Source organism: Actinomadura fulvescens (assembly GCF_039533225.1).
Classification (GTDB): Bacteria; Actinomycetota; Actinomycetes; order Streptosporangiales; family Streptosporangiaceae; genus Spirillospora; species Spirillospora fulvescens.
Window position 1 is genome coordinate 1,439,657 of record NZ_BAAATD010000001.1, and the last position, 20,092, is coordinate 1,459,748.

Annotated in this window: 19 protein-coding genes, 1 tRNA gene and 4 pseudogenes; 12 read left to right on the plus strand and 12 right to left on the minus strand. The window is 68.1% G+C overall.

Annotated features, from left to right (window positions below):
* Positions 1–54: 54 nt before the first annotated feature.
* The 4 genes from ABD333_RS06630 to ABD333_RS06645 all read right to left on the minus strand — a co-directional run bounded on the left by ABD333_RS06630 (position 55) and on the right by ABD333_RS06645 (position 3,281).
* Positions 55–543, minus strand: coding sequence for a cytochrome P450 (locus ABD333_RS06630; RefSeq protein WP_344538620.1), 489 nt, complete (start codon positions 541–543; stop codon positions 55–57).
* 252 nt (positions 544–795) lie between these two features.
* A complete protein-coding gene (locus tag ABD333_RS06635) occupies positions 796–1,635 on the minus strand; it encodes a GNAT family N-acetyltransferase (protein ID WP_344538622.1) in 840 nt (279 codons plus the stop codon).
* 44 nt (positions 1,636–1,679) lie between these two features.
* Positions 1,680–2,078, minus strand: a complete 399-nt coding sequence (locus ABD333_RS06640) for a hypothetical protein (protein WP_344538624.1) — start codon at positions 2,076–2,078, stop codon at positions 1,680–1,682.
* Positions 2,079–2,531: 453 nt separating this feature from the next.
* Positions 2,532–3,281, minus strand: coding sequence for a right-handed parallel beta-helix repeat-containing protein (locus tag ABD333_RS06645; RefSeq protein WP_344538626.1), 750 nt, complete (start codon positions 3,279–3,281; stop codon positions 2,532–2,534).
* A 255-nt stretch (positions 3,282–3,536) separates the two neighbouring features.
* On the opposite strand from ABD333_RS06645, the pseudogene ABD333_RS06650 reads away from it, so the two are divergent.
* Positions 3,537–3,614 (plus strand): annotated as a pseudogene (locus ABD333_RS06650) (ArsR family transcriptional regulator); the annotation flags it as partial.
* Between the two features lie 100 nt (positions 3,615–3,714).
* Here ABD333_RS06650 and ABD333_RS47450 read toward each other — a convergent pair.
* The 4 genes from ABD333_RS47450 to ABD333_RS06670 all read right to left on the minus strand — a co-directional run bounded on the left by ABD333_RS47450 (position 3,715) and on the right by ABD333_RS06670 (position 5,291).
* Positions 3,715–3,885 (minus strand): hypothetical protein, encoded by a 171-nt coding sequence (locus ABD333_RS47450; protein ID WP_410556606.1) that lies wholly within the window; start codon positions 3,883–3,885, stop codon positions 3,715–3,717.
* Between the two features lie 18 nt (positions 3,886–3,903).
* The gene (locus ABD333_RS06660) at positions 3,904–4,368 is read right to left on the minus strand and encodes a hypothetical protein (protein WP_344538628.1); all 465 of its coding nucleotides are present in this window, start codon (positions 4,366–4,368) and stop codon (positions 3,904–3,906) included.
* Entirely contained in the window at positions 4,335–4,520 is a 186-nt protein-coding gene (locus ABD333_RS06665) for a hypothetical protein (RefSeq protein WP_344538630.1), read from the minus strand. Before ABD333_RS06665 ends, ABD333_RS06660 begins: the two co-directional genes overlap by 34 nt.
* 495 nt (positions 4,521–5,015) lie before the next feature.
* Positions 5,016–5,291: a hypothetical protein gene (locus ABD333_RS06670; RefSeq protein ID WP_344538631.1), complete on the minus strand. Its 276-nt coding sequence runs from the start codon at positions 5,289–5,291 to the stop codon at positions 5,016–5,018.
* A gap of 4 nt (positions 5,292–5,295) precedes the next feature.
* Between ABD333_RS06670 and ABD333_RS06675 the strand changes: the two genes are divergently transcribed.
* From ABD333_RS06675 to ABD333_RS47455, 4 genes and pseudogenes are all read left to right on the plus strand, one after another.
* A complete protein-coding gene (locus ABD333_RS06675; RefSeq protein WP_344538633.1) occupies positions 5,296–5,934 on the plus strand; it encodes a hypothetical protein in 639 nt (212 codons plus the stop codon).
* 165 nt (positions 5,935–6,099) lie between these two features.
* Positions 6,100–6,249 (plus strand): hypothetical protein, encoded by a 150-nt coding sequence (locus ABD333_RS06680; RefSeq protein WP_344538634.1) that lies wholly within the window; start codon positions 6,100–6,102, stop codon positions 6,247–6,249.
* Positions 6,250–6,305: 56 nt separating this feature from the next.
* Positions 6,306–6,659 carry a hypothetical protein gene (locus ABD333_RS06685; protein ID WP_344538636.1) on the plus strand — a complete coding sequence of 118 codons (354 nt, stop codon included), beginning with the start codon at positions 6,306–6,308 and terminating at the stop codon, positions 6,657–6,659.
* Positions 6,628–6,846: pseudogene (locus ABD333_RS47455) on the plus strand (hypothetical protein); the annotation flags it as partial. The gene ABD333_RS06685 and the pseudogene ABD333_RS47455, both read left to right, overlap by 32 nt.
* On the opposite strand, the pseudogene ABD333_RS47460 reads toward ABD333_RS47455, so the two are convergent.
* Positions 6,777–7,205, minus strand: a pseudogene (locus ABD333_RS47460) (hypothetical protein); the annotation flags it as partial. The pseudogenes ABD333_RS47455 and ABD333_RS47460 overlap by 70 nt on opposite strands.
* A gap of 1,044 nt (positions 7,206–8,249) precedes the next feature.
* Here ABD333_RS47460 and ABD333_RS06695 point away from each other — a divergent pair.
* The 3 genes from ABD333_RS06695 (at position 8,250) to ABD333_RS06705 (ending at position 12,955) form a co-directional block, all read left to right on the plus strand.
* The gene (locus ABD333_RS06695; RefSeq protein WP_344538639.1) at positions 8,250–11,165 is read left to right on the plus strand and encodes an ATP-binding protein; all 2,916 of its coding nucleotides are present in this window, start codon (positions 8,250–8,252) and stop codon (positions 11,163–11,165) included.
* A gap of 167 nt (positions 11,166–11,332) precedes the next feature.
* Positions 11,333–12,340 (plus strand): NAD-dependent epimerase/dehydratase family protein, encoded by a 1,008-nt coding sequence (locus ABD333_RS06700; protein WP_344538640.1) that lies wholly within the window; start codon positions 11,333–11,335, stop codon positions 12,338–12,340.
* Between the two features lie 108 nt (positions 12,341–12,448).
* Positions 12,449–12,955: a transposase gene (locus ABD333_RS06705; RefSeq protein ID WP_344538642.1), complete on the plus strand. Its 507-nt coding sequence runs from the start codon at positions 12,449–12,451 to the stop codon at positions 12,953–12,955.
* 24 nt (positions 12,956–12,979) lie between these two features.
* On the opposite strand, the pseudogene ABD333_RS06710 reads toward ABD333_RS06705, so the two are convergent.
* Both ABD333_RS06710 and ABD333_RS06715 read right to left on the minus strand, forming a co-directional pair.
* Positions 12,980–13,945 (minus strand): annotated as a pseudogene (locus ABD333_RS06710) (IS256 family transposase); the annotation flags it as partial.
* Positions 13,946–14,188: 243 nt separating this feature from the next.
* Positions 14,189–14,908, minus strand: coding sequence for an ester cyclase (locus tag ABD333_RS06715; RefSeq protein WP_344538644.1), 720 nt, complete (start codon positions 14,906–14,908; stop codon positions 14,189–14,191).
* Positions 14,909–15,245: 337 nt separating this feature from the next.
* On the opposite strand from ABD333_RS06715, the gene ABD333_RS06720 reads away from it, so the two are divergent.
* The 4 genes from ABD333_RS06720 (at position 15,246) to ABD333_RS06735 (ending at position 19,791) form a co-directional block, all read left to right on the plus strand.
* On the plus strand, positions 15,246–15,743 hold the full coding sequence (locus ABD333_RS06720; protein ID WP_344538646.1) for a helix-turn-helix domain-containing protein: 498 nt from the start codon (positions 15,246–15,248) through the stop codon (positions 15,741–15,743).
* 823 nt (positions 15,744–16,566) lie between these two features.
* Positions 16,567–17,400, plus strand: coding sequence for a hypothetical protein (locus tag ABD333_RS06725; RefSeq protein WP_344538648.1), 834 nt, complete (start codon positions 16,567–16,569; stop codon positions 17,398–17,400).
* Between the two features lie 395 nt (positions 17,401–17,795).
* Positions 17,796–18,731 carry a hypothetical protein gene (locus ABD333_RS06730; RefSeq protein ID WP_344538649.1) on the plus strand — a complete coding sequence of 312 codons (936 nt, stop codon included), beginning with the start codon at positions 17,796–17,798 and terminating at the stop codon, positions 18,729–18,731.
* 388 nt (positions 18,732–19,119) lie between these two features.
* A complete protein-coding gene (locus ABD333_RS06735; RefSeq protein WP_344538651.1) occupies positions 19,120–19,791 on the plus strand; it encodes a tyrosine-type recombinase/integrase in 672 nt (223 codons plus the stop codon).
* Positions 19,792–19,870: 79 nt separating this feature from the next.
* Here ABD333_RS06735 and ABD333_RS06740 read toward each other — a convergent pair.
* A tRNA-Pro gene (locus ABD333_RS06740) sits at positions 19,871–19,944 on the minus strand.
* Positions 19,945–20,092 lie beyond the last annotated feature (148 nt).

Sequence of the window (20,092 nt, forward strand, 5' to 3'; positions counted from 1 at the left end):
GCAGGTGCTCGCAGGCGCGGCTGCCTGCTCCGCACGTCGACCTCGTGGATAGTCCTAGTTCCAGGTGACGGGAAGGGTATCTGGTCGGCGGATGACGCTGGCGTCCCAGCGCCCACGCAGGTTCTCGGGTGCGGTGGCGAGCCGTAGGCTCGGAAGGCGTTGTGTGAGCTGCTGTAGGGCGATCTGGAGTTCGAGGCGGGCCAGGTGGGCGCCGACGCAGATGTGGGCGCCGCTTCCGAAGGCCAGGTGTGGGCTGGGGATGAGCAGCTCACCGGCGCGGACCAGAACATCACCGAGTTGCACGTCACGCGCTACACGCCGTGGCTGAGTCGCGCCGAACACGCTGTTGGGGGCTACCCGGAGAAGTTCGTCGACGGCGGTGGGGATCAGGGCGGGCTCGGCGCACAGCCGGGCGTAGAGGCTTGTGCCGTCCTGGATGGTGGTGAGCGTCAGGTAGGCGAACGCCGCCAGGGCGCCCGCGGCACTCTCCCAGCCGCCGGAGACCAGGCTGGCGGCGAGCAAGCCGGCTTCCTGGTCGGACACGCCGGTGCCCTCAGCGTTGACGGCCACCATCGTGAGCAGGTCGTCACGCGGTCGTTCATGGGCGTCGCGGCGGCCGGCAGCAGCGCGGCCATGTAGCCGGTCATCTCCATCATGGCGGTCTCGGCCTCGCCTTTGGTGATCATGTCGTCGAGGAGGGCGGCGGTGCGCGCTTCGATCATCGGTCGATAGGCCTTCACCCGGGCAGGGCTGAAGGAGCTTTTGACCAGGCCGCGTACGCGATGGTGGTGCTGGTCATCTAGCGAGATGACGATCGGATAAGCCTTCAGGAACGGCTTGACGCCGTCGGCCGGGGTCCGCTTGAAGTAGCCGGCGACCAGCCACGCGTGGGTGTCGTCTTGTCCTGGTGGCAGCGCCACTTTCGTAGCCCGCGTCGCGGGCGGTGTGCAGGGTGGCCAGGGTGATGGTGCCGCCGTAGCCGCGGCGGCGGGCGGCGGCCAGTGTGGCGATGTTGTAGATCCCGGCGACGCCCGCGTACAGGAAGACCTCGGCCGAGCAGACGGGACGGTCGTCGACGTAGCCGACCAGGTACCGGGCGGGGCAGTCGGCGGCGAGCGCCCATGCGGCGGTGTCGGCGAAGAACCGGCGCACGGTGGCGGCGGGCGGGTCCCAGTTCGCGGCCAGGACCGTGGCGTAGTCGGCGAGTTGGGTGGGGGTGGTCGCCAGTCGGATGTCCAGGCCGTCGGCGTGCGACTCGGGGAGGGGCGCGCGAAGGTCCTTCCACATGCCCGTCTCGGTCTCCGTGGCTTCGAGCCCGGCGGCCTTGAGGTGTTCGGCGAGGTCGGCTGGTGTGGAGGCGGGGCCCACCCACCAGGAGAAGGGGCGGCCGGTGGCGGCCAGGACGCGGGCGGTTTCCGTGGTGCGGGCCCGGGCGGTGGCCGGGGTGAAGCGGGCCGCCGCGACGATGTTGAAGGTGTCGTCGCCCAGTCCACTGTCAGCGATCAGCAGGTCGCCGGTCTCGGTGACGGACGCGCTTTCCAGGTTCCGGTGCAGGTGGCAGGCGTGCTCGGCCAGGTTCTGCTCCATCGCGAGCATAAGGCCGGATTCATTGATCGACGGGAGTCTCGCAGCCATGACGATCATTGCAGCATGCCGGCTGAGGTACACGCACGTACCTTTCATGCTGGTGAACGGGCTGTCCAGGCCCGCCCACCGGAGCAGAACGATCGTGTTGGCGGCGAAGGCGAACCCCGGATGCGCCCCGCACCCCGAACGCGCCCGTCTCGTCCCACCAGCTCCCGCAGCGACGGTCCGTCGATGTACTCGCTCACCATGTATGAGACGCCGGCGTTTTCGCCTGCCTCCAAAACACGTGCGGTACAGAACGGTGCGACCCGCCGGGCGGTGGTCACCTCCTGGAGGAACCGCGCACGGGCCTGTTCGTCGGCGTGGTCATACGCGATCTTGACCGCGACCAGCGCTCCCTCGGGGGACTCGGCGAGATACACCACGCCCTGCCCGAGCCTGCGAACCACCCGGTAGCCGCCGGTGAGGTTCGGCTCGCCTCCGACCGGCACCCGCCCTCCTCGGCCACCATCCTGATGAGAACTTCCGAATGAGCATAAATGTGGCGGAGCGGCGAAGAGACGCAAAGCGGATCAACAAGATCCGTCTTTGAAGCGGAATTGCGAACGGCCGGTGGCGTCGCTGTCTTGCCTGCCTCCCAGCCGTGAGGCAAGTGCAGGCTCGATGTACTTGCCTCACAGGTATTCATGGGTTGTGCGGGACGTGAGTCATGCGTCGCGCAACCGCGCCGCGTCCCAGGCAACAGGGTCGAGAGGTTGACGACAGCACGGGCATTGGCCCGGCACGGTGTTCGGATCGATGAAGTACGGGCCCTACGAAAGAGCCGGCACGTAGGATCGTCGACCTTGAGAACGGTGTGGCCGATGCTGGCGAGCCGGGCCCCCGACCGTGGGGCGACCTGGGAACTGGTGCGTCTGCCCGCCGGGGGCAGTGGCGCCTGGGGGTCAGAACTTGCGGTTGCCTCCGCCGTTCTTGATGCTCGGCGGGCAGAAGAACGTGTAGACCAGACTGACCGTGCTGCCCCTCTTGTACCCGGCGGCCCCGCTCCTGCCGGGAACCCCCTTGTACTTGTTGTTCTTGAACACGTTGTTCTTGCCGCAGGCCTCGCGTCCGCTGTGCCAGTCGCTGAACAGGGCCCGGGCGCCAGCGCCGTTGAAGGTGTTACCGCTGACGATGGTGCGGTCGCTGCCGTCGCGGACGCGGACGGGGTCGCCCTCGATGCCGATGAACTTGTTGTTGCCGATGACCTTGGTGCCATCGCTGTCGACTATGTACACCCCGTGCGCCCATCCGTTGTCCCGGGGGCTGGTGTTCTTGATGTTCTGGAAGGTGTTGTTCTCGATGATGATGCCCGTGGATTTGCCCCGTACGTGCACTCCGGCGTAGGTGTTGTTCGCCGCGAACCCTCTGAAGGTGTTGCCCCGGATGGTGACGTTCCGAGAGTTCCTGATGCTGATCCCGTTCCGCTTGCCGAGGTACTTCTTGCCCTTGATCGTGAGCCTCGTCGCGCTCCTCTTGTTGTGGATGCACAATGCGTATCCCGAGCAGGGCCCGACGTAGCCGTCGGCGGCTGCGGACGTCGGGGCGGCCGGGTGCGTGGCGGCCGAAGCCGGGCCGGCGGCGAGCGCCAGCGCGCCCGACATGGCCGCGCCGGTGAGCACAAGCGTGCCGGAGCTGGTGAGCCTGGATGTCATCGCGAGTTCCTTTTCGCCGAATGCACGGCGTCGTCGGTTGCGGTCGGCCACGACGTTAGGGGCCTGCGGAGTGACGTCCTAGGGCTCTAGGGCCCTATGGGGGGCCTTATGTTTCAGTGGTTGCGAGCGCAGGTGGTCAGCGGGGCCCAGCAGCGCGATGAGCTCCGCCCACCCCATAGGCGCGTGCAACACTGCACGATCGACAACCGCACCGGGTCGGCCAGCGAATGAAACAGCGCCGCCGCCGGCGCGAGGTTGGCCCGCGGTGAGGCCCGGGTGGTGGACTTGACCCGCGACCTGGGCTTGGCGCAGTCGACGGTGTCCAAGCACCTGCTGGCTGCCACCAGTTCTCCGCCCGCGATCCCGCAGTCGTCTAGCGGTGGGAGAAGCGGGCGCTGCGGATCATCGCGGTGTCGTTCTTCGCGCTGGCCGCCTACGTCAGCGTCGATTCGGTGCGCGCCCTGGTCAGCGGCGGCGAGGCCGAGCACTCCACGCCGGGGCTGGTGCTGGTCGCGCTGAGGCTGGCGGTCATGCCGGTGCCGTCGAGCGCCCAGCGCCGCACCGGCCGCGAGCTGGGATCGGCCAGCGCGGTCGCCGACTCCAAGCAGACCCTGCTGTGCACCTACCTGTCGGGCGTGCTGCTGGCCGGGCTGACGCCGTCCGCGACGGCGTGCGCGTCGCAGTTGTGGTCGCGGACACTGCGGCGGGTCACCGCCGCGACGTTCGGCCGGGTCGGGTCATCGGACTGCCTACTCATCGAGGACGATCCCTGTGGATGCAGGCGTCGCAGCAGGGCGCCGTCCCTGGTGTGCTTGCTGAGGAACCGGGCCAGGTCGCTGCCGGGGTCTGGGGTGGCGGCGGCGGGGGCGAAGCGGCTGCGGCGGCGCTCCTTGGGCGCGGGACCGCGGCGCTTGACGGGGTGCCCACAGCGGCGGCTCGGGGCCTGCAGACCGGTCAGCGGGTCGGTGTTAGTGACGGCCGCGTTGAAGGCGGCCAGGGCGGCGCGGGCGGCCTTGGCGGCGCGCTGGTGGAGGTCGCGGGTGTGGGTGGCTGTCAGGTCGGCGCGCCGCGGGCGGTCTGCTGCCACAGCGCGTGGCGGGCGGTGATCTGGTAGCCGTTGCCGACGTCTGCGGCCAGAGGCGGGACGTGCTTGTCGATGAGGACCCGCTCGATGGTGGTGGAGTACCGCCACTCCAGCTTCTTGCCGGTCAGGTCGGCGCTCCACAGCAGCGCCAGCACCTGCCACGCCCGCCGCGACAACGCGGCCCGGGCGGCGGCGCCCGGGACGCAGCGACACCCCTGCGCGGGCGGCGGCCCGTCCCCTGCGGGTCAGGCTGACCGTCCGCATGCTGCCGAAGGTGGTGGGCTTGGACGCAAGGGTGATCAATCCGCGGTCGGCCAGCGCGGCCCCGTTGCCCTGGTTGTCCCAGCCTTCACCAGCCAAGCGCAGCTGCATCTGGGTCCAGCCGAACAGCCGGCGGTCGGAAGGATCGTGCGCGAAGTCGATGGCCCGCCACTCGGCGGCGGGCCGGGCGTCGTATTCGCCGCGGGCGCCGGCTGCCCGGCGTGAGGCCTCCGCCTGCTGGTTTAGCCCGTAGATGACCGCCAGTGTGCCTTGCTGCCGGTCGTTGAGCTGCTTCCATGCAGACAACGCCGCGGACGACGGAGTCTTCGTGCCGGCCATCGGTCACCTCCGGTGACGCGAGCAGGGCGGGCGTCAGTGCGGTGCGCGGGTCAAAACGGGGGCTGGTCGGTGAAGGCGGCGCCGTCGCGTGGGGGAGTGCTGGCCCAGGGGTCGTCGGGATCGGGCGGCGCCTGCGGGTCAGGGGACGGCGTAGACGGTGGCCGGTCACCACGGGTGAGCAGGTCGTGCGCGACGTCGCGGACGTAGGCCTGGACGCAGCGGCGGTTGTCGGAGGTGATGCCGGTCAACCGCAGCAGCGCCTCCAGCAGCTGCTCGGAGCCGCCCTCCACCGAGCTGTGGGCCAGGAGCTGCCCACCACGGTCCACCGCCGTGGCGGGTCAGGAAGTCAGGGGTCGGCGGGGTGCCCACGTCGCCGTCGGGCGTCATCGATCCCCGCTCACCGTGCTGCATCCGGGCGATGAGCGTGCAGCCCTGGTTGAGCAGGTCGGCGGCGACCAGCCGCTGGCCTGGCGCGGGCCGGCCGATCAGCACATAGGCGTCGACGAGCGCAGCGACCGGGCGGCCGTGCCGGGTGAGCAGCTGCGGCCCGGGTGTGCCCTCGGCGCCCGGGGTCGGCCGGTAAGGAGGGGCGCAGGCCAGCCGGACCAGATCACCCAACCGCGGCCAGGCGTCGGTCAGCGACCAGGACGGCAGCGCGTCGACGGGCACGCAACCACCGCACACGCAACCACCGCTGCGGCCGCGGCCTTCGCGCACGGGCCGGGTGCGCGGGCCGCGACCGGCACCTTCTTCTACACCTCGCCCGACTCGGGCCCGCTGGAAATCGAAGACCCCGACAACGGAGAGTGCCGCCTGCTGCTGCAAGGCGCCACCGACGCCAGAAACAGCACCGACACCGCCGCGACGCTGTACGTCGACCACACCTGCGAAGAGCCCATGAACGTGGTGATGGGCCCCGGCCAGAGCCGGACCTTCACCGCCCCCCCGCACAGCGTCACCTTCGGCTGAGACCGGGGTCGGCGTGCACGGCGATCCGATTCGCCGTCCACGCCGCCCCACCGCGGCCGAGCTAGTTCCGCTGGGTTTCGGCGCGGCTCACCAGCGCGTGGAGTTTGGCGCGCGGGCGCGACGTCCGCGAGCCAGACGCCCGCGACTCTCATAGCGGAGGCGCTTATGACCCACCTTCCGCCCCGTTCCAGCAGGCCTGCGGCGTTCATCATCGCCGGGATCTTGCTGGCCGGCGTCATCGGGTCTGCCCAGGCGCCGGCACCGCCGTGCCCGCCCCCGCCCGCCACCCAGGACGGCGGCCTGCAGTTCAACTAGACGACCCCCGACGAACGCTGCCGACACCGCCCATCGACCACCGCCCAGGAGACACCGTGCTTTCACGTGCGCTGCGAACTGCGCTCGTCGCCGCTGCCGCCGCCCTGACCATTACCGGCGTGACCGCCGCCGGTTCGCCTTCACCCCGCTCACCGGCAGCCCACGGCGTGCCCGCCGCCCCGGGGGACCCCTGCTATCGCCTGGACCGTCCGTACTGGCCGCCGACCGCGCTTCGCGAGACCTGCCAGCAGTGCAACCAGGAAGGGCTGCGCGGCGCGGTCGCGGGAGAATGGGACCAGTGGAAACGCATGCTCGATCGCGACTTGAACATCTGGGAGCTGTATACCTGGGAGGGTTCTTGTCCCAGGTGCCGGGTGAATGCTCGCTCTGCTGGTGGCGTTCACCGCTGAGCAGCCGCACGCCCCTGCGCGGCGGGACCACAGGCCCCGCCGCGGTGGCGATGCCAGAGCGCCTGGGCCCGTGTCGGGCTCCAGCACGACGGCCCTGGCCGCCGAGGTCGTGGAGGCCTACCGGCGCGGCACCGCGATCAAAGCCCTCGCCCGACAACACCACGTCGCCCCCAAGACCATCCGTCGCATCCTGGACAACGCCCGCGCCCGCGGACTGCCCGACCGACTCGACACACTCCCGGCCGCGGGCGAACCGGCCGACGCTCCAACGCCGCCGGGCCCAGCAGTGACGCTCGATCTCCCCGGTCTGCTCGCCGACCACCTGAACGCAGCCGGGGACGACGCCGTCCGCCAGGCCCTCGGCGCCGGGCGGACCATCCGCCGCGGCCAGGGCCACACGGTCCGCGTCACCGCCCCGATCGCACTGCACCGTGCCGCATTGCGGCAGAGCGGCGCCCTCGCCGCCGAGGGCGCGGGACCGGCCGCGCGCAAAGCGTCGATCATGCAGTGCGCGGCGGTGAGGATCTTGCGTTTGCCCACGACGGACGCGGTGCACGACTGGCCCTGGGGGCCGCCGCCGACGCGGACCCCGTGATGATGGACGGGTTCTCCGTGACCGTGGTGGGCTCCCCGTTCACCACCTTCGTCCGCGGGCTGGGCTCGGGATGTAGGTGGTCAGTGGGGGTGGCGGCAATGCTGGGCGGCGGTGCCGGCTCGGCGATCGCGGGGCTGGAGGCCAGCAGGAGGATCGCGGTGGCCGCACAGGCCAGGATCGCGATCAGTGCGCCGAGAAGTACAAGAACCACTTCGCCTACTGCTACGTCGCTGACGGCACGATCACCGACCGCGAAGGCGAGAGCAATGGCAATGTTCGCGTGGTTGGGACCAACACCTTCCGGCTGACCATCACTGGTGAAGGAATCAGCCTCCGGGCTACGACGCTGACGTCGTCTTTAAGACGATCGAATACTGGGCCGGCCTCGACCTGATCGCTCTCCTCCGCGCCCTCTGGCCTTACGGCCCCAACCGGCATCCCCGGCCTCGCACCGCTCGGCGCACCGCACCGATCTGTTCACCGCCCAACCGGTGAACGACTCAATCGTCCTTCTGCAGGCAGACGCCTAGGAACTCGTCGAACATCGGGGCTTGATCCGCAGGCTTCGAGATTCGGTGGTGTTCGGCTCGTTGCGTGTGGGCTGGCGATCGTGCTTGTGGCCCCGAGCCTGGACGGCGACCACGTCGCTGGTCCAATCGCTCATGTCAGCCGGAGCGTCATACTCAGCACGGCCTTCACTTTCGGCGTCCACACCAGTCCCGGTAGGGACCTGACGGCCTCCGATCCCGTGCACGCCGGGCTGATGCTGCGGTCGCTGCGCGACACCTGATCGACGCGGCGACCAAGTGCCACAACCAGCTCCGCTCACGGCCGTCATCGCCGATCCCTGAGAATCAGCGGCTGGTTCAGCGGTCGCCGCAGGTGCGCACTGCGGTCATAGCCGATGCGCGCTTTCTGGTGGGCCGATGGCAGGACCGGGACGGGCTGAGATTCCCCGGGGCCATTTAGCCGGCGACGTTATGCTCCAAGGATCAATGGTGACATTGAGGTACGAGTTCATCGACGCGGATTACGCCAGCCCTTCCGTGTGCGTCGACGGCGCCACACCCAGCATCATCCGAACGTGCGAACGGCTCTCCACGGTGACGGGATCGGTATGCGGCAGTGACACAGCGAGCGATCATGGCGCCGGACCGGCGCCACCGGTGAGCATGTACGGGCGGGACGGCGAGTGCGCCGCGATCGAGGGTCTCCTCGCCGGAGGCCGTTCCGGCCACAGCGGCGTCCTGGTGCTGCATGGTGAGCCGGGGGTCGGGAAGTCGGCCTTGCTGGATTTCGCGTACGAGGCCGCCGGTGACATGCGGGCGCTGCGCTGTGCCGGCGTGGAGAGCGAGATGGATCTGGCCTTCGCCGGACTCCATCAGCTGCTACGGCCAGTGCTCGACCTGGCGGGCCGGCTGCCGGAACCGCAGGCCCACGCGCTCAACGCCGCCTTCGGGCTGTCCGCGCGTCGCGCCGAGGACCGGTTCCTCATCGCGGTCGCCGTATTGAGCCTGCTGGCCGAGGCGGCCGGGGATCGCCCGGTGCTGTGCCTGCTGGACGACGCGCACTGGCTCGACCAGGCCTCGGCGGAGTCCCTGGCCTTCGTGGCGAGGCGGCTTGAAGCCGAGGGCGTGGTGATCCTGGCCGCCTCCCGGCGGGATGCCCCGGCGGGTGTACCGGAGCTGCGGGTGGGCGGGCTGGACCGGGCGTCCTCGATCGCGCTGCTGCACTCGCGCGTACCGGACCTGCCCGCCGACGTCTGCGACCGGCTGTTCGAGGAGACCGGCGGCAACCCGCTGGCGCTCGTGGAACTGGCCGGGTCGCGTCCGGCGCAACCGGGCTCTTCAGGGCCGCTGCCGCTGACCGAGCGGGTGCAGAGCGCCTTTCTCGATCAGGTGCGCGGGCTACCGCGGCGCACGCAGCGGTTGTTGCTGGTCGCGGCCAGTGACGACACCAGGAGCGCCGCGCTCGTTCTCCGGGCCGCACAGTCGCTCGGCGTGCGGCCGGGCGCGCTGGACGCCGCGGAACGGGCCGGCCTCATTCAGCTGGACCAGGGCGGCCTGCTGCAGTTCCGGCATCCGCTGGTCCGCTCGGCGGTCTACCATGCAGCGCCGCTCACCGAGCGGCTCGCCACCCACCGGGCCCTCGCGGACGCCTCGGCGGGACAGGCCGATCGGCAGGCATGGCATCGGGCCGCCTCGGTGCTGGGAACCGACGAGAGCATCGCCGTCGCCCTGGAGCGCTCGGCGGGGCAGGCACGGCGGCGTCGCGGTCATGCCGCCGCGTCCGCCGCGTTCGAACGGGCCGCGGAACTGTCGGCGGCTCCCTCGTCCCGGGCCCGGCGGCTGGCCGCCGCCGGGCACGAAGCGTACGACGCCGGGCAGCTGGACCGGGCCGCCGCGCTGGTCCGCCAGGCCGAGCCGCTGGTCGGCGACGTCCAGGGCAGGGCGGAGGTCACCGCGCTGCGCGGCACGATCGAGCTGGCCCGCAGCTCGGGGATGACCGCGCTCGCGCTGTTGCTCGAGGCGGCCGGACAACTGGCCGGGCACGACCCCGACCGCGCGGTTTTGATCCTGGCCGATGCGACATGGGCGGCGGAGAGCACCTGTTCCGCCCGGAACGTGGCCGAGGCGACGGCGCGATGGGCCGGCCTGCGCCTTCCCGCGGGTCATCCTCTCGGCCCGCTGGTCACGGCCTACCTCGGATTCGGCGACTTCTACGCCGGCCGTCTCGGCACCGGTCTGCCGCGGATCAGGGAGGGCCTCGACGGCCTGCTCCGGGAGGCCCGCACCGGGATGGCCCGGCACCTGTCAAGGGTGGGCGTGCTGGGCGACCTGGCGATCGCGGTCGGTGACGACGCGGCCGGGCGCGCCCTGGCCACCGCCGCGGTGGAGCACTGCCGGAGCCGGGGCCTGGTGGCCCGGTTGCCGTTCACGCTGGCGACGCTCGCGCTGGTCGAGTCGCACACCGGACGCCTGGTCACCAGCCGGGCGCACGCCACCGAGGGGCTGCGGCTCTCCACTGACCTCGGGCAGGAATACGTCGCCTGCCTGTGCGCGTCACTGCTGAGCTACGTCGCCGCGGTGCACGGACACGAGGAGGACTACCGGCGGCTGGCCGCCGAGGCCGTCCGGCTCGGCGGAGACGGCAAATTCGTGACGGTGGTGGAGTTCGAGCCCGGAAGGCTCGGCCAGCTCCACCTGACCCTGGGCCGAACCGAGCAGGCCCTGGACCTCCTGCTGGACACCGTAGGGCGACTGGCCTCCGGATTCCCCATCGCCGACATCCATCTAGTGCCCGACCTGGTCGAGGCGGCGGTCCGCGCCGGCGAGCCGGAACGCGCGGCTCAGCCGCTGGCCCGGTTCGAGCGCTGGGCCGCCCACACCGGGCAGCCGTGGGCGGACGCGGTACGGCATCGGTGCCGTGCCCTGATGGCCACCGGCGACGAGGAAGCCGACGAGCACTACAGCGCGGCGCTGCGCCGCCACGACGAGATCGGGCATCATGACCGCATGTTCGATCGGGCACGGACCGAGCTGCTCTACGGGGAGTGGCTGCGCCGGGCCCGCCGGCGGGCCAAGGCGCGCCTGCACCTGAGGCAGGCCCACGAGATTTTCGAGCGGCTCGGGGTGACGGCGTGGGCCGATCGCGCCGCGGCCGAGCTGCGGGCCACCGGCCAGACCCCGCGCCGGCGCGTCCCGAGCACCGCCCGCCACCTGACCCCGCAGGAGTTGCAGGTGGTCCGGCTGGCCGCGGCGGGCGGCAGCAACAAGGACATCGCCGCCCACCTGTTCCTGAGCCCGCGCACGGTCGGCTACCACCTCAGCAACGCCTTCGCCAAGCTCGGCGTCACCTCACGCCGCGAGCTCCCCCGGATCGACCTCGGCACACCGGCGGCCGAGACCTGACCGTCCGGCCGGCGCCCACCGGACCGCCTCGGACACCTCGCACGCGGCCCATCCTGCGACGGCGGCGCGACGTCGCATTCCTGAACAGGTCATTTGACAGATCCGAACGGGCGATCCGCGCCATAGCTTCATGGAGACGCCGCGCCAATGCCCGGCGGACGATCCACATGACCTGCCGGGAGGCGGATGTGAGGGTACTTGTAGCGGGTGCCTCGGGAGTGCTGGGAAGGCACATGGTCAAAGCGCTCAAGGCGGCCGGCCACGACGTCGTCGGCCTGGGCCGGACCCCGGGCGGAGGCCGGCACGTACGTGAGCTTGGGGCCGGGTGGCTGGCCGCGGACCTGCTGGACGAGCGGGCATTGCTGGCGGCGGTGGACGGAACGGGCCTGGACGCGGTGATCCATGCCGCGACGGCGCTGCGCAAGGCGCCGGTGCGTTACCGCGATATGGACGCCACCAACGCGCTGCGCACGCAGGGGACGGCCAACCTGCTCAAGGCGGCCCGCGCGGCCGGCGCGACCAGGTTCGTCGTGGAGACGATGGTCCCGGGGTACGGCTTCGGCGACTGGGGCGACCATGTGATCACCGAGGACGACACGCCGTACGGGCCGACGGGGCGAAACCGCGCGCTTGAGGCCATCATCGCGGGAATGCGGTCCAAGGAGGAGCAGGCTTTCGCCGCCGACGGGATCGAAGGAGTCGCGCTGCGCTACGGCTTCCTCTACGGCGAGGGTTTCGGCGTGGGCGGGACCGACGCGTTCGTCACCATGCTGAACAAGCGCCGGCTGCCGGTGGCGAACGGCGGCGTGGTCCCCTGGACCGACCTGGCCGATGCCGCATCCGCCGCGGTGGCCGCGCTCGAGCGCGCGCCCGCGGGCGCCGCGTACAACATCGTCGACAACGAGGCGGCAGGCGTCTCGGAGTACACCCGTTACCTGGTCAAGGCGTTCGGCACTCCGCGGCCACCGAAGGTTCCGCTGTGGGCGCTGCGCCCAATACCGTACCTCCACGCCATGCTCAAGACGACGATGCGGGTTTCCAACGCCAAGGCCGCACGGGAACTCGGCTGGAAGCCCGCCTATCCGACCTACCGTGACGGCGTCACCGCCCTGGCGGACCACCGCCGGCGGCCGGATCCGGCGCTGGACCTGCGGCGGCGCCCAACGTCCTGGTGAAGCGGCGCCGGACCCGATCCGCCGGCATCGCTTCGGTGCCACGGAGATCTCGCGGGGCCGCATCCATGCTGACCGAGACCTGTGAGCCTGACGCTTCCACACGTCATCGTGAACGTCGCCACGACCGCCGCCCACGTCGCCGACAACGACCTGACCTCCACCATTCACGCCGACCTGGCCGAGCGCGGCCTGCTGCCCGACATTCACCTGATCGACTCTGGCTACACCGGAGCCGAATTCGTGGTCGTCAGCCGCACCACACCGTGCCCGGGCCGTTCCCGGTGCACCCGCGCCAAACGCGAACCCCGCCAGCTCACCCTGCACGCCCGAGAAGTGCGCGAGGCCCTGCATCAGGCCAGGGCCGCCCAGCACACCGAGCCATGGAAATGGCAATACGCACTGCGTTCAGGGATCGAAGGCACGATCTCCCAGGCCCGTCCGGGGCTTCCACCTGCGCAGATCCCGCTATTTCGGGTCGGCCAAGACCCATCTGCAACACATCCTGACCGCCGTGGCCATCGACCTCGTCCGCATCGACGCCTGGCTCACCGGCACCCGCTCGCCACCACGCGCACCCATCGCCTCGACCGGCGCCAAGCAGCGGTCGCTGCGTGAGCGGCGGATTCGCCAACAGTGTCAGACCTGCTTGGGGAAGGCGGCGAAGGCCGGGATGTCGTCGCGGGCGTCGTCCAGGTGCGCGGCAGCGGCCGGGAACTTGACCTCCAGCGCGTCGACGACCTGGCGGTGCTGGGTGTGGACCGCTTCGGCGGAGGGCTGTTCGAAGATGGTGCGCACCAGCGTGGACACCCACGGCTGCGCCGAGCGGGGGACGCGCGTGATCAAGTTGCGGTGGTAGTGGGTGCGGCAGCGCTGCCAGGACGCGCCGGGCAGGGTGGAGGCGTCGCGTCGCGCACCCCGGCGTGGCGGTCCGCAGCTCACCAGCCGCACTCCGGACATGCCGCGGGCGACCAGTGCGCGCAGGAACGCCGGCCAGCCCGCACCGTCCTCGGGGGCACGACGTCGACGCCGAGGATCTCGCGGTGCCCGTCGGCGTTGACGCCGGTGGCGATCAGCGTGTGCACGTTGACGATGCGGCCGCCCTCGCGGACCTTCTGTGTCAAGGCGTCGACGCACATCAACGTGCACGGCCAGGCGTCCAGCGGCCGGTTGCGGGAGTCGGCGACCATCTCATGCAGTTCCCGGGCCAGCGCGCTGGCCTGCGACTTGGACAGCCGGGTGACGCCCAGCTGCTCGGCCGGCCTCTCCACCCGCCGGGTCGAGACCCCAGCAGAGTGGACGTGGCCACCACCGACGCCAGCGCCCGCTCGGCCCGGCGCCGCCGCTCCAGCAGCCACTCGGGGCAGTACGACCCCGACCGCAGTCTCGGCACGGCCGGCTCGATGGTCCCGGCCCGCCGCCGATACCGTCGCGGCTGTTCACCCGGCCCTCGCTCACCTCGCCATAGCCGGCCCCGCAGACCTGCTCGATCTCGGCGTCCATCATCGGCTGCGCCATCTGCCGGATCACCTCCCGCAGCAGGTCCGGCGACGCCGAGGTCAGGGTCTCCTCGAACTCTTCGGCGACAACCGGCAGAATGTCCCGCACGGCCACTTCGTTTCCCCTTCGCTGGTCTTGGTCGACTCGAAGGACCACGAGGTGGCCGTCTCACGTCACGGGGACTCGCCCATCACGACGTTAACCGGTCATAGGCCTACACGGGCCCCATACACCACTTCCGTGGACGTGAACTGTCGCGGACCGGCTTTGCCTGAGAGGAGCCCCTGAGATGAGCACTCATCTCAGGGGCTCCTTCCTTGGCGGCACCCGCCGCTTCGGTCATGTGCCGGGTCAGCAGGGCCGACCGGCCAATAGGACGAACGGCCCGGTGTCGGCCACTTCCCAATGTGCGATGATCTTGTGCCTGCGCACCCGGAAGATGTCGGCGATGCGCACCTGCACCCTCTGACCGCACCCCTTGATACCGAACTGCGGCAGGTCACGCATGATCGTGCCCTGCACGGTTCGGAAGGTGACGACGTCGGTGCCCTGCACCCGGGTTGCAGTGACCGTCGTGGTGACGTCGGGGATCGAATGGACGATTCCGGCCCACCACGCTTTGAGTTCTTCCCGTCCCCCAGGCGTTGCGTATGGGCTGTACTGCACGAAGTCGGCGGCGAAGTATCGGTCGACCTGGTCGACTCGACGCTCGCTGAACACCACGCGCAACGCGTCATGCACAAGCCGCGCGTCGCCACCGGCGGGGCCGGGTTCGGGATGGCCGGGTGCCGTCGGCCGATGCGAGATCGCCGTGGCGTCGCGGTCCGCCCGGGCGGTGGGCGCCGAACCGGCCAGCACCATGGCGGCCAGCAGGCCGATCAGCAGCCGGGATCGGTTGTGCTCGACCAACCGAGTCATGGTGCGGGTCATCGCATTCTCCCTTTCGGTGGCGGTAACGGGCGTGGCCTTCCACAGGCCGATCACCAGCCGAACGTAGATGTGCGTGCACGCCGTCGGATCGGTCAATCGACCAGGTTCGCGACGCCTCCAGCCGTCCCAGATGGAGGACATGCTCACGACCATGTCGACCGGCGGCTGCGGGTGGCCGCCCAACACCCCAGCTCGTCGATCTGCACGAATGACGGGACCTACCAGTGGGCTGATTCCACCTTGATCTTGCTGGCCACAGGGTGGTTGCGGCCTGCGCGGCGTGATCGACAACGACGGAGCTCCTGGTAGATCGGGGTTTGCGACGACCTTGACTATCAGGCGCTCAGATGCTGCTCTATCGCGCTGCCCTCGATCTGTGCCGCTCGGCCCGCATGTTAGTGACCGACCTGGTCCACAGGCGTCGACTCGGGGTCGGTTCGCGCTGGCGCGTGCTGCCGCCCGGTCGCTGCTGGTTCTGGTGTACCTACGCCGCAACGAGAGCTTCGCGGGCCTGGCGGCAGCGTTCGGTGTCGGGACCGCGACCGCGCACCGCTACGTGAGTGAGGTGGTGGAACTGCTCGCCGAACTGGCACCTGACCTGCTTCAAGCACTGTGTGAACATTCAGTTCCTCACCGACCCGTACGGCGAGCTGATCTGGGTGTCACCGGCGTTGCCGGGTGCTACCCACGACCTGAGCGCAGCTCGCACGCACGGCATCGTTGGCGGGCTGAGCGCGTGGGCGGTGCGATCGGCACCCCCTACAAGTGCAACAAGCGGCGCAAGCTGGGAAAACGCAAGAAGCTGTTCAACCGGCACCACGCCAAGGTCCGCGCCTTGGGCGAGCGCGGCGCCGCCCCGCTCAAACAGTGGCACATTATGCGCAACGCCCGGTGCTCGCCCAGCCACCTGACCGCATCGTTCAGCCGCTCTCACCCTTCACCACCAGGCCAGCTGAGGATGGGATCAGCTCACTGAAGACGTGTCCAATTCGGGATGCCGAGCGGGGTGATCGAATCACAGAGATGTCCACCCGATCACGCCAGATCCCGGTGACAAACGATCTTGAAAATGATCACTTCCCTTGACATCCGCAGTTGGCTAGATTGCGGGCAATCGGTGGATCACCCAGGTTGGCCGTGGTGGAGCTTGATCCGTCGCTCCGGGTGGACTTCTCTCGCGTCTTCAAACTCAAGGCGGCGAGCGACAGGGCTTCGAGTTGGCCGGTGGCGTCTGAAGGTTGCCACAGATCGAGGGCTGCTCCATGAATGCGTTGAGTCGGCTCTGCGAGTGAACACCTTGCGGGTCCGTGGTGTCGCTTGGGCGTCCGTCTGGATGCTGTGTGAACCGTTTGAAGGTGGCGGTGGACGGTCTGGTCCACTAGCGAACGGCTAACAGAAGATCAAAAGGCCGGTGCTCCGGAGTGGAGGACCGACCTGTGACCTGCTACTTCTCTGTCGGGACGGCGGGATTTGAACCCACGACCCCTTGACCCCCAGGACGGTGGGGGAGAGGTGGTCCTTGCAGCTCACAGCTCATATCGAATGAACTTGCTGAGTGCGTCTATATGGGCTGAGTTCGTGAGTGTGTAGGGCGTGTGGTCCCTGTCTGGTCCCCATAAGGGCAATCGACGAGTGAGTGGCCCATGCTTTTCGGTAGTTAATCATTGACACAGGGTCACCCTCTATGACGAGAATCGACCATGACCCCTCGGCAGCCGCGACGTGCCTTCCGGCACCACAGCTATCCGCCATCGCGTCGGCGTAGCGTCGTCACGTGGAGTGTCACGACACTTGCGGCCGTGGTCACGGCCGTCCTGGTTGCTGTTGCTATGGGTGGCTTCGGCAAGCTCAGTAAGAAGGTCGCCGAGCCTTCGATGCCTCTGAAGGTCACGGCCACGACTGATCGCATCAGCCTGTCGGTCGTCTTCCCTGGACTGCACACGATCTCTGAGCAGATGCAGATCGACACCGGTGGCTCAAAGGTCGAGGGTCTCAGGCGGCAGTGGCTTGCGGCCGGCGCTTCGCACTTTGACGAAGCGGGTCTGAGCATTGGAGTTAGGTTGCTCAACCGGGGAGAGCGCAGAGTACGGGTCATTGGGCTGGAGGTAGTGGATCTAGGCCGTAAGCCACCCTTGGACGGAACCTTGCTGCATCTGCCTGGCCAGGGTGGCGCGGACGTGTTCCGGATCGCCTTCAATCTTGATGAGGCTAGACCTGTCCCTCGCGAGGTCGACAAACAGGGCAAGGTTCAAGGCCCCTTCTTTCGCCAACAAGAACTAGAGCTGAGTAAAGGCGATAGAGACACCATCTGGGTTCCAGTCGCCGTAAGTCGGTACTCGGTGAAGTTCCGACTCAAGCTGAGCTACCTTGTCGGTGACGCCGTAAGGCCTCAGCACGTCACGCTCGATGACGGCGGTCTCCCGTTCGCCCTGACCGCGGTCAACTGTCCCCGAGGTCTGCGCACGTATCGACGCATCTACACGAGCTTGACGCCCAGGTGGGACAACCTCCAGAGCCGTCTGAAAGAGGTTCCCAACCCGGCCAAGTACTGGGCGCCGGTACAGGCCAGCCTAGGGCCGTGTCCCCAAGACTTTGCGTCGAAGATCAAACAAATAGCGCAGGTCACCGGCTAGCGCGATTGGACTCGAAGTAGCAGCCGGGGATGTTGATCAGTCTCACCTAGTCCCCTGCCCAGCTCAGCAAGCCCCCAACCATTCAGGGCCGTCCCTGCCGGTTCATCGTCGATGGCTCCCCGCCTGGCTCCCATCCGGGTCGGCAGCCAATCACTCGGTCCGGGCCGCGAACCGAGCTCTTCACGAGCACCCGCACTCACTCGCGCGAACTCAGCTGTGTCCTACCTCAGAGCTGGGCACCGGCCAAGTCACCTATCCAACGACGAAGGACGTTTGCGGACAAGACGTGCAAATCGTCCGCACTGGGTTGTTTATCGACATTGTACGCAATGCATTTCGAGGTTGAGGTATCCTGGCGATCCCCTTAGGGTCGCCGGAAGGTCAAGTGAGCAATCGTGTTGGATGTTTTTGAGGGCCGGTCATTCAACGGCACAACAATCCTCATTTCTTTGATTGCACTCACCGTAACGATATTCGGCGTTATTTATGCACGGAAGGCTGTTCCGCGAAAGAATCTTTTGAAGATCTGGAAGGGTCAGCCGACTTCGCTTATTGCAGACGAATCGTCCCAGATGACTGGTATCTCGGTTGTCCATGATGGGCAAGTTGTGAGTAATCCATACCTGACACGAATTACCATCCGTAATTCAGGCTCCACCGATGTGACCAGTGCAAATTTTGATCGCGGCCGTCCATTGAAACTCGAAACCAGTGTTCCACTGATATCTGTACTTGAGCCTACCCTGGAACCTGAAGGGCTGCCGAGTGTTGCACAGTCGGCCAGCGGCAACGAAATCGCCATCGGTCCCGACTTGATCGTGCAAGGTTGTACGATCAACTTCGTAATTCTCACCGACGGTAGGCCAGATATCGAAATTGAGAGTTACATTTCAAATACAATAATGCGGGTCTATACTGGTGATTCAACACCAGAGCCTGAACCTTTCCACAAGAAGATTCTTAGCCTATTCGGCGCACTGGCAGCTATGGTCGCCATTACTGTGCTTGTTACTATCCTGATGGTGGGATTGATTTCGTGGTTGATGCCAGACAGCGTGGATAGGTCAATAGTCGTGACTCCAGTGAATATCAACGGAAAAACTGTGACCTTTGCTTCGGGGGCACATTGGGACAAAGCTCAAAAAATTGCTATGCGTTTCCAATGCGGAAGCTTGACGAGATCGCTAGATGTAATGGTTGGGGGCGATGGGAGTTTTCAAATATCCCTAGAGAATGTCAAACTTCCACGACAGGTGAATTGCAAGCTATATACGAAGAATAAATGGTTCTTTGTCGGTGATAGTTATTGGGGTTCCTTCGTCCTAAAATGAGAGGGGTTCTCTGCCTCGACTGTGCCTGCGTGTACCGCCGAGCTGACTTACTTTGAGTCGCAAACAGACTAGTCTTGTGGGGACGCATCTCCGCGCGAGAGCTGGACGGGTCCGGGCTTGTGTGGGGGCGGGGCCTCGTAGCCTGGTGCGGCGGACGGGCGGCACCTGCCCGCCCTCAATGGCCCGTCGTGAGGCCCCGCGCGGGGTCCCCGCGCAAGTACGGAGGCGGCCAGCGGCACCCGGCCGCTCAGCTCGACCCCGTGAGCGCCTCGGCCGCCGTGAGAACTCGTGCCGTCGTAGGCGGCCCCTTCAAGTGTCTTGTCCGGGCGAGCCGACAGGCATTGGCCCGGCGGCCGGTTAGCGAAGCGGGGCCGGCCGCCAGGGCGCCGTGTCGGCCGCCCGTGCGGCCCGCTTGTCGGGCCGCCTTGACTGGGGCGCGCTCATTCAGCTCGCGGACGCTCTGGTCGAACGGTCCGCTGGTCGCTACCAAGGCTGGGGAGAGGTCATCATCTTCGCCGCTTGCACCGCTGCCCGGATTGGTGAAGTCTCCGGCGTACGAGTAGGCGACATCGATCGTGACGCGTGGACCTGGACGGTGCGGCGGCAGACCACTCCGAGTCCTGGGGGATTGGTCGACAAGGGCACCAAGGGTAAGCGTGCTCGCACCGTTCCCCTCATCGAGGAGATTCGGGAACTGGTCGGCCGGCGCTTGGACGCGGTTGGCGATGACCCGATGGGCCGACTCTTCACCGGGCCGCGAGGCGGCCGTATCACTACTGCTGTCCTTCGAGACGCCACCCATTGGGATGAGGTCGTGCAACGGCTCGGGTATGAGTATCTGCGGTGGCATGACCTTCGGCATACCGGGCTGACTTGGATGGCTGATGCCGGGGTGCCAGTGCATGTACTGCGGAAGATCGCTGGACATGGGTCCCTGTCGACGACGCAGCGGTACCTGCATCCGGACGCCAAGTCGATCACTGCGGCGGGGGAGGCGCTGAGCCTTCACCTCAGCGTGCGGCGGTCCCCAGATGGTCCCCGGCTGCGGCTCGTCGAATGACGATCAAGAACTTGGGCCGGACACGCGAAAGGCCTGGTGACCTCGGAGAACTCCGCGATCATCAGGCCTTCGTGTTCTGTCGGGACGGCGGGATTTGAACCCACGACCCCTTGACCCCCAGTCAAGTGCGCTGCCAAACTGCGCTACGTCCCGGTGCCCGGCTGAGCGGGCGTGATTACTCTAGCGCAGTCTGCGCGCTCGTGCGTACAGAGATACGGCGGGACGGATGTCTGGTAGGCATGCCGGGTGACGTGGTTGATGAGGCTTGGGGGGCTGGCGGTCGCCGTTGTGCTGTGTGGGT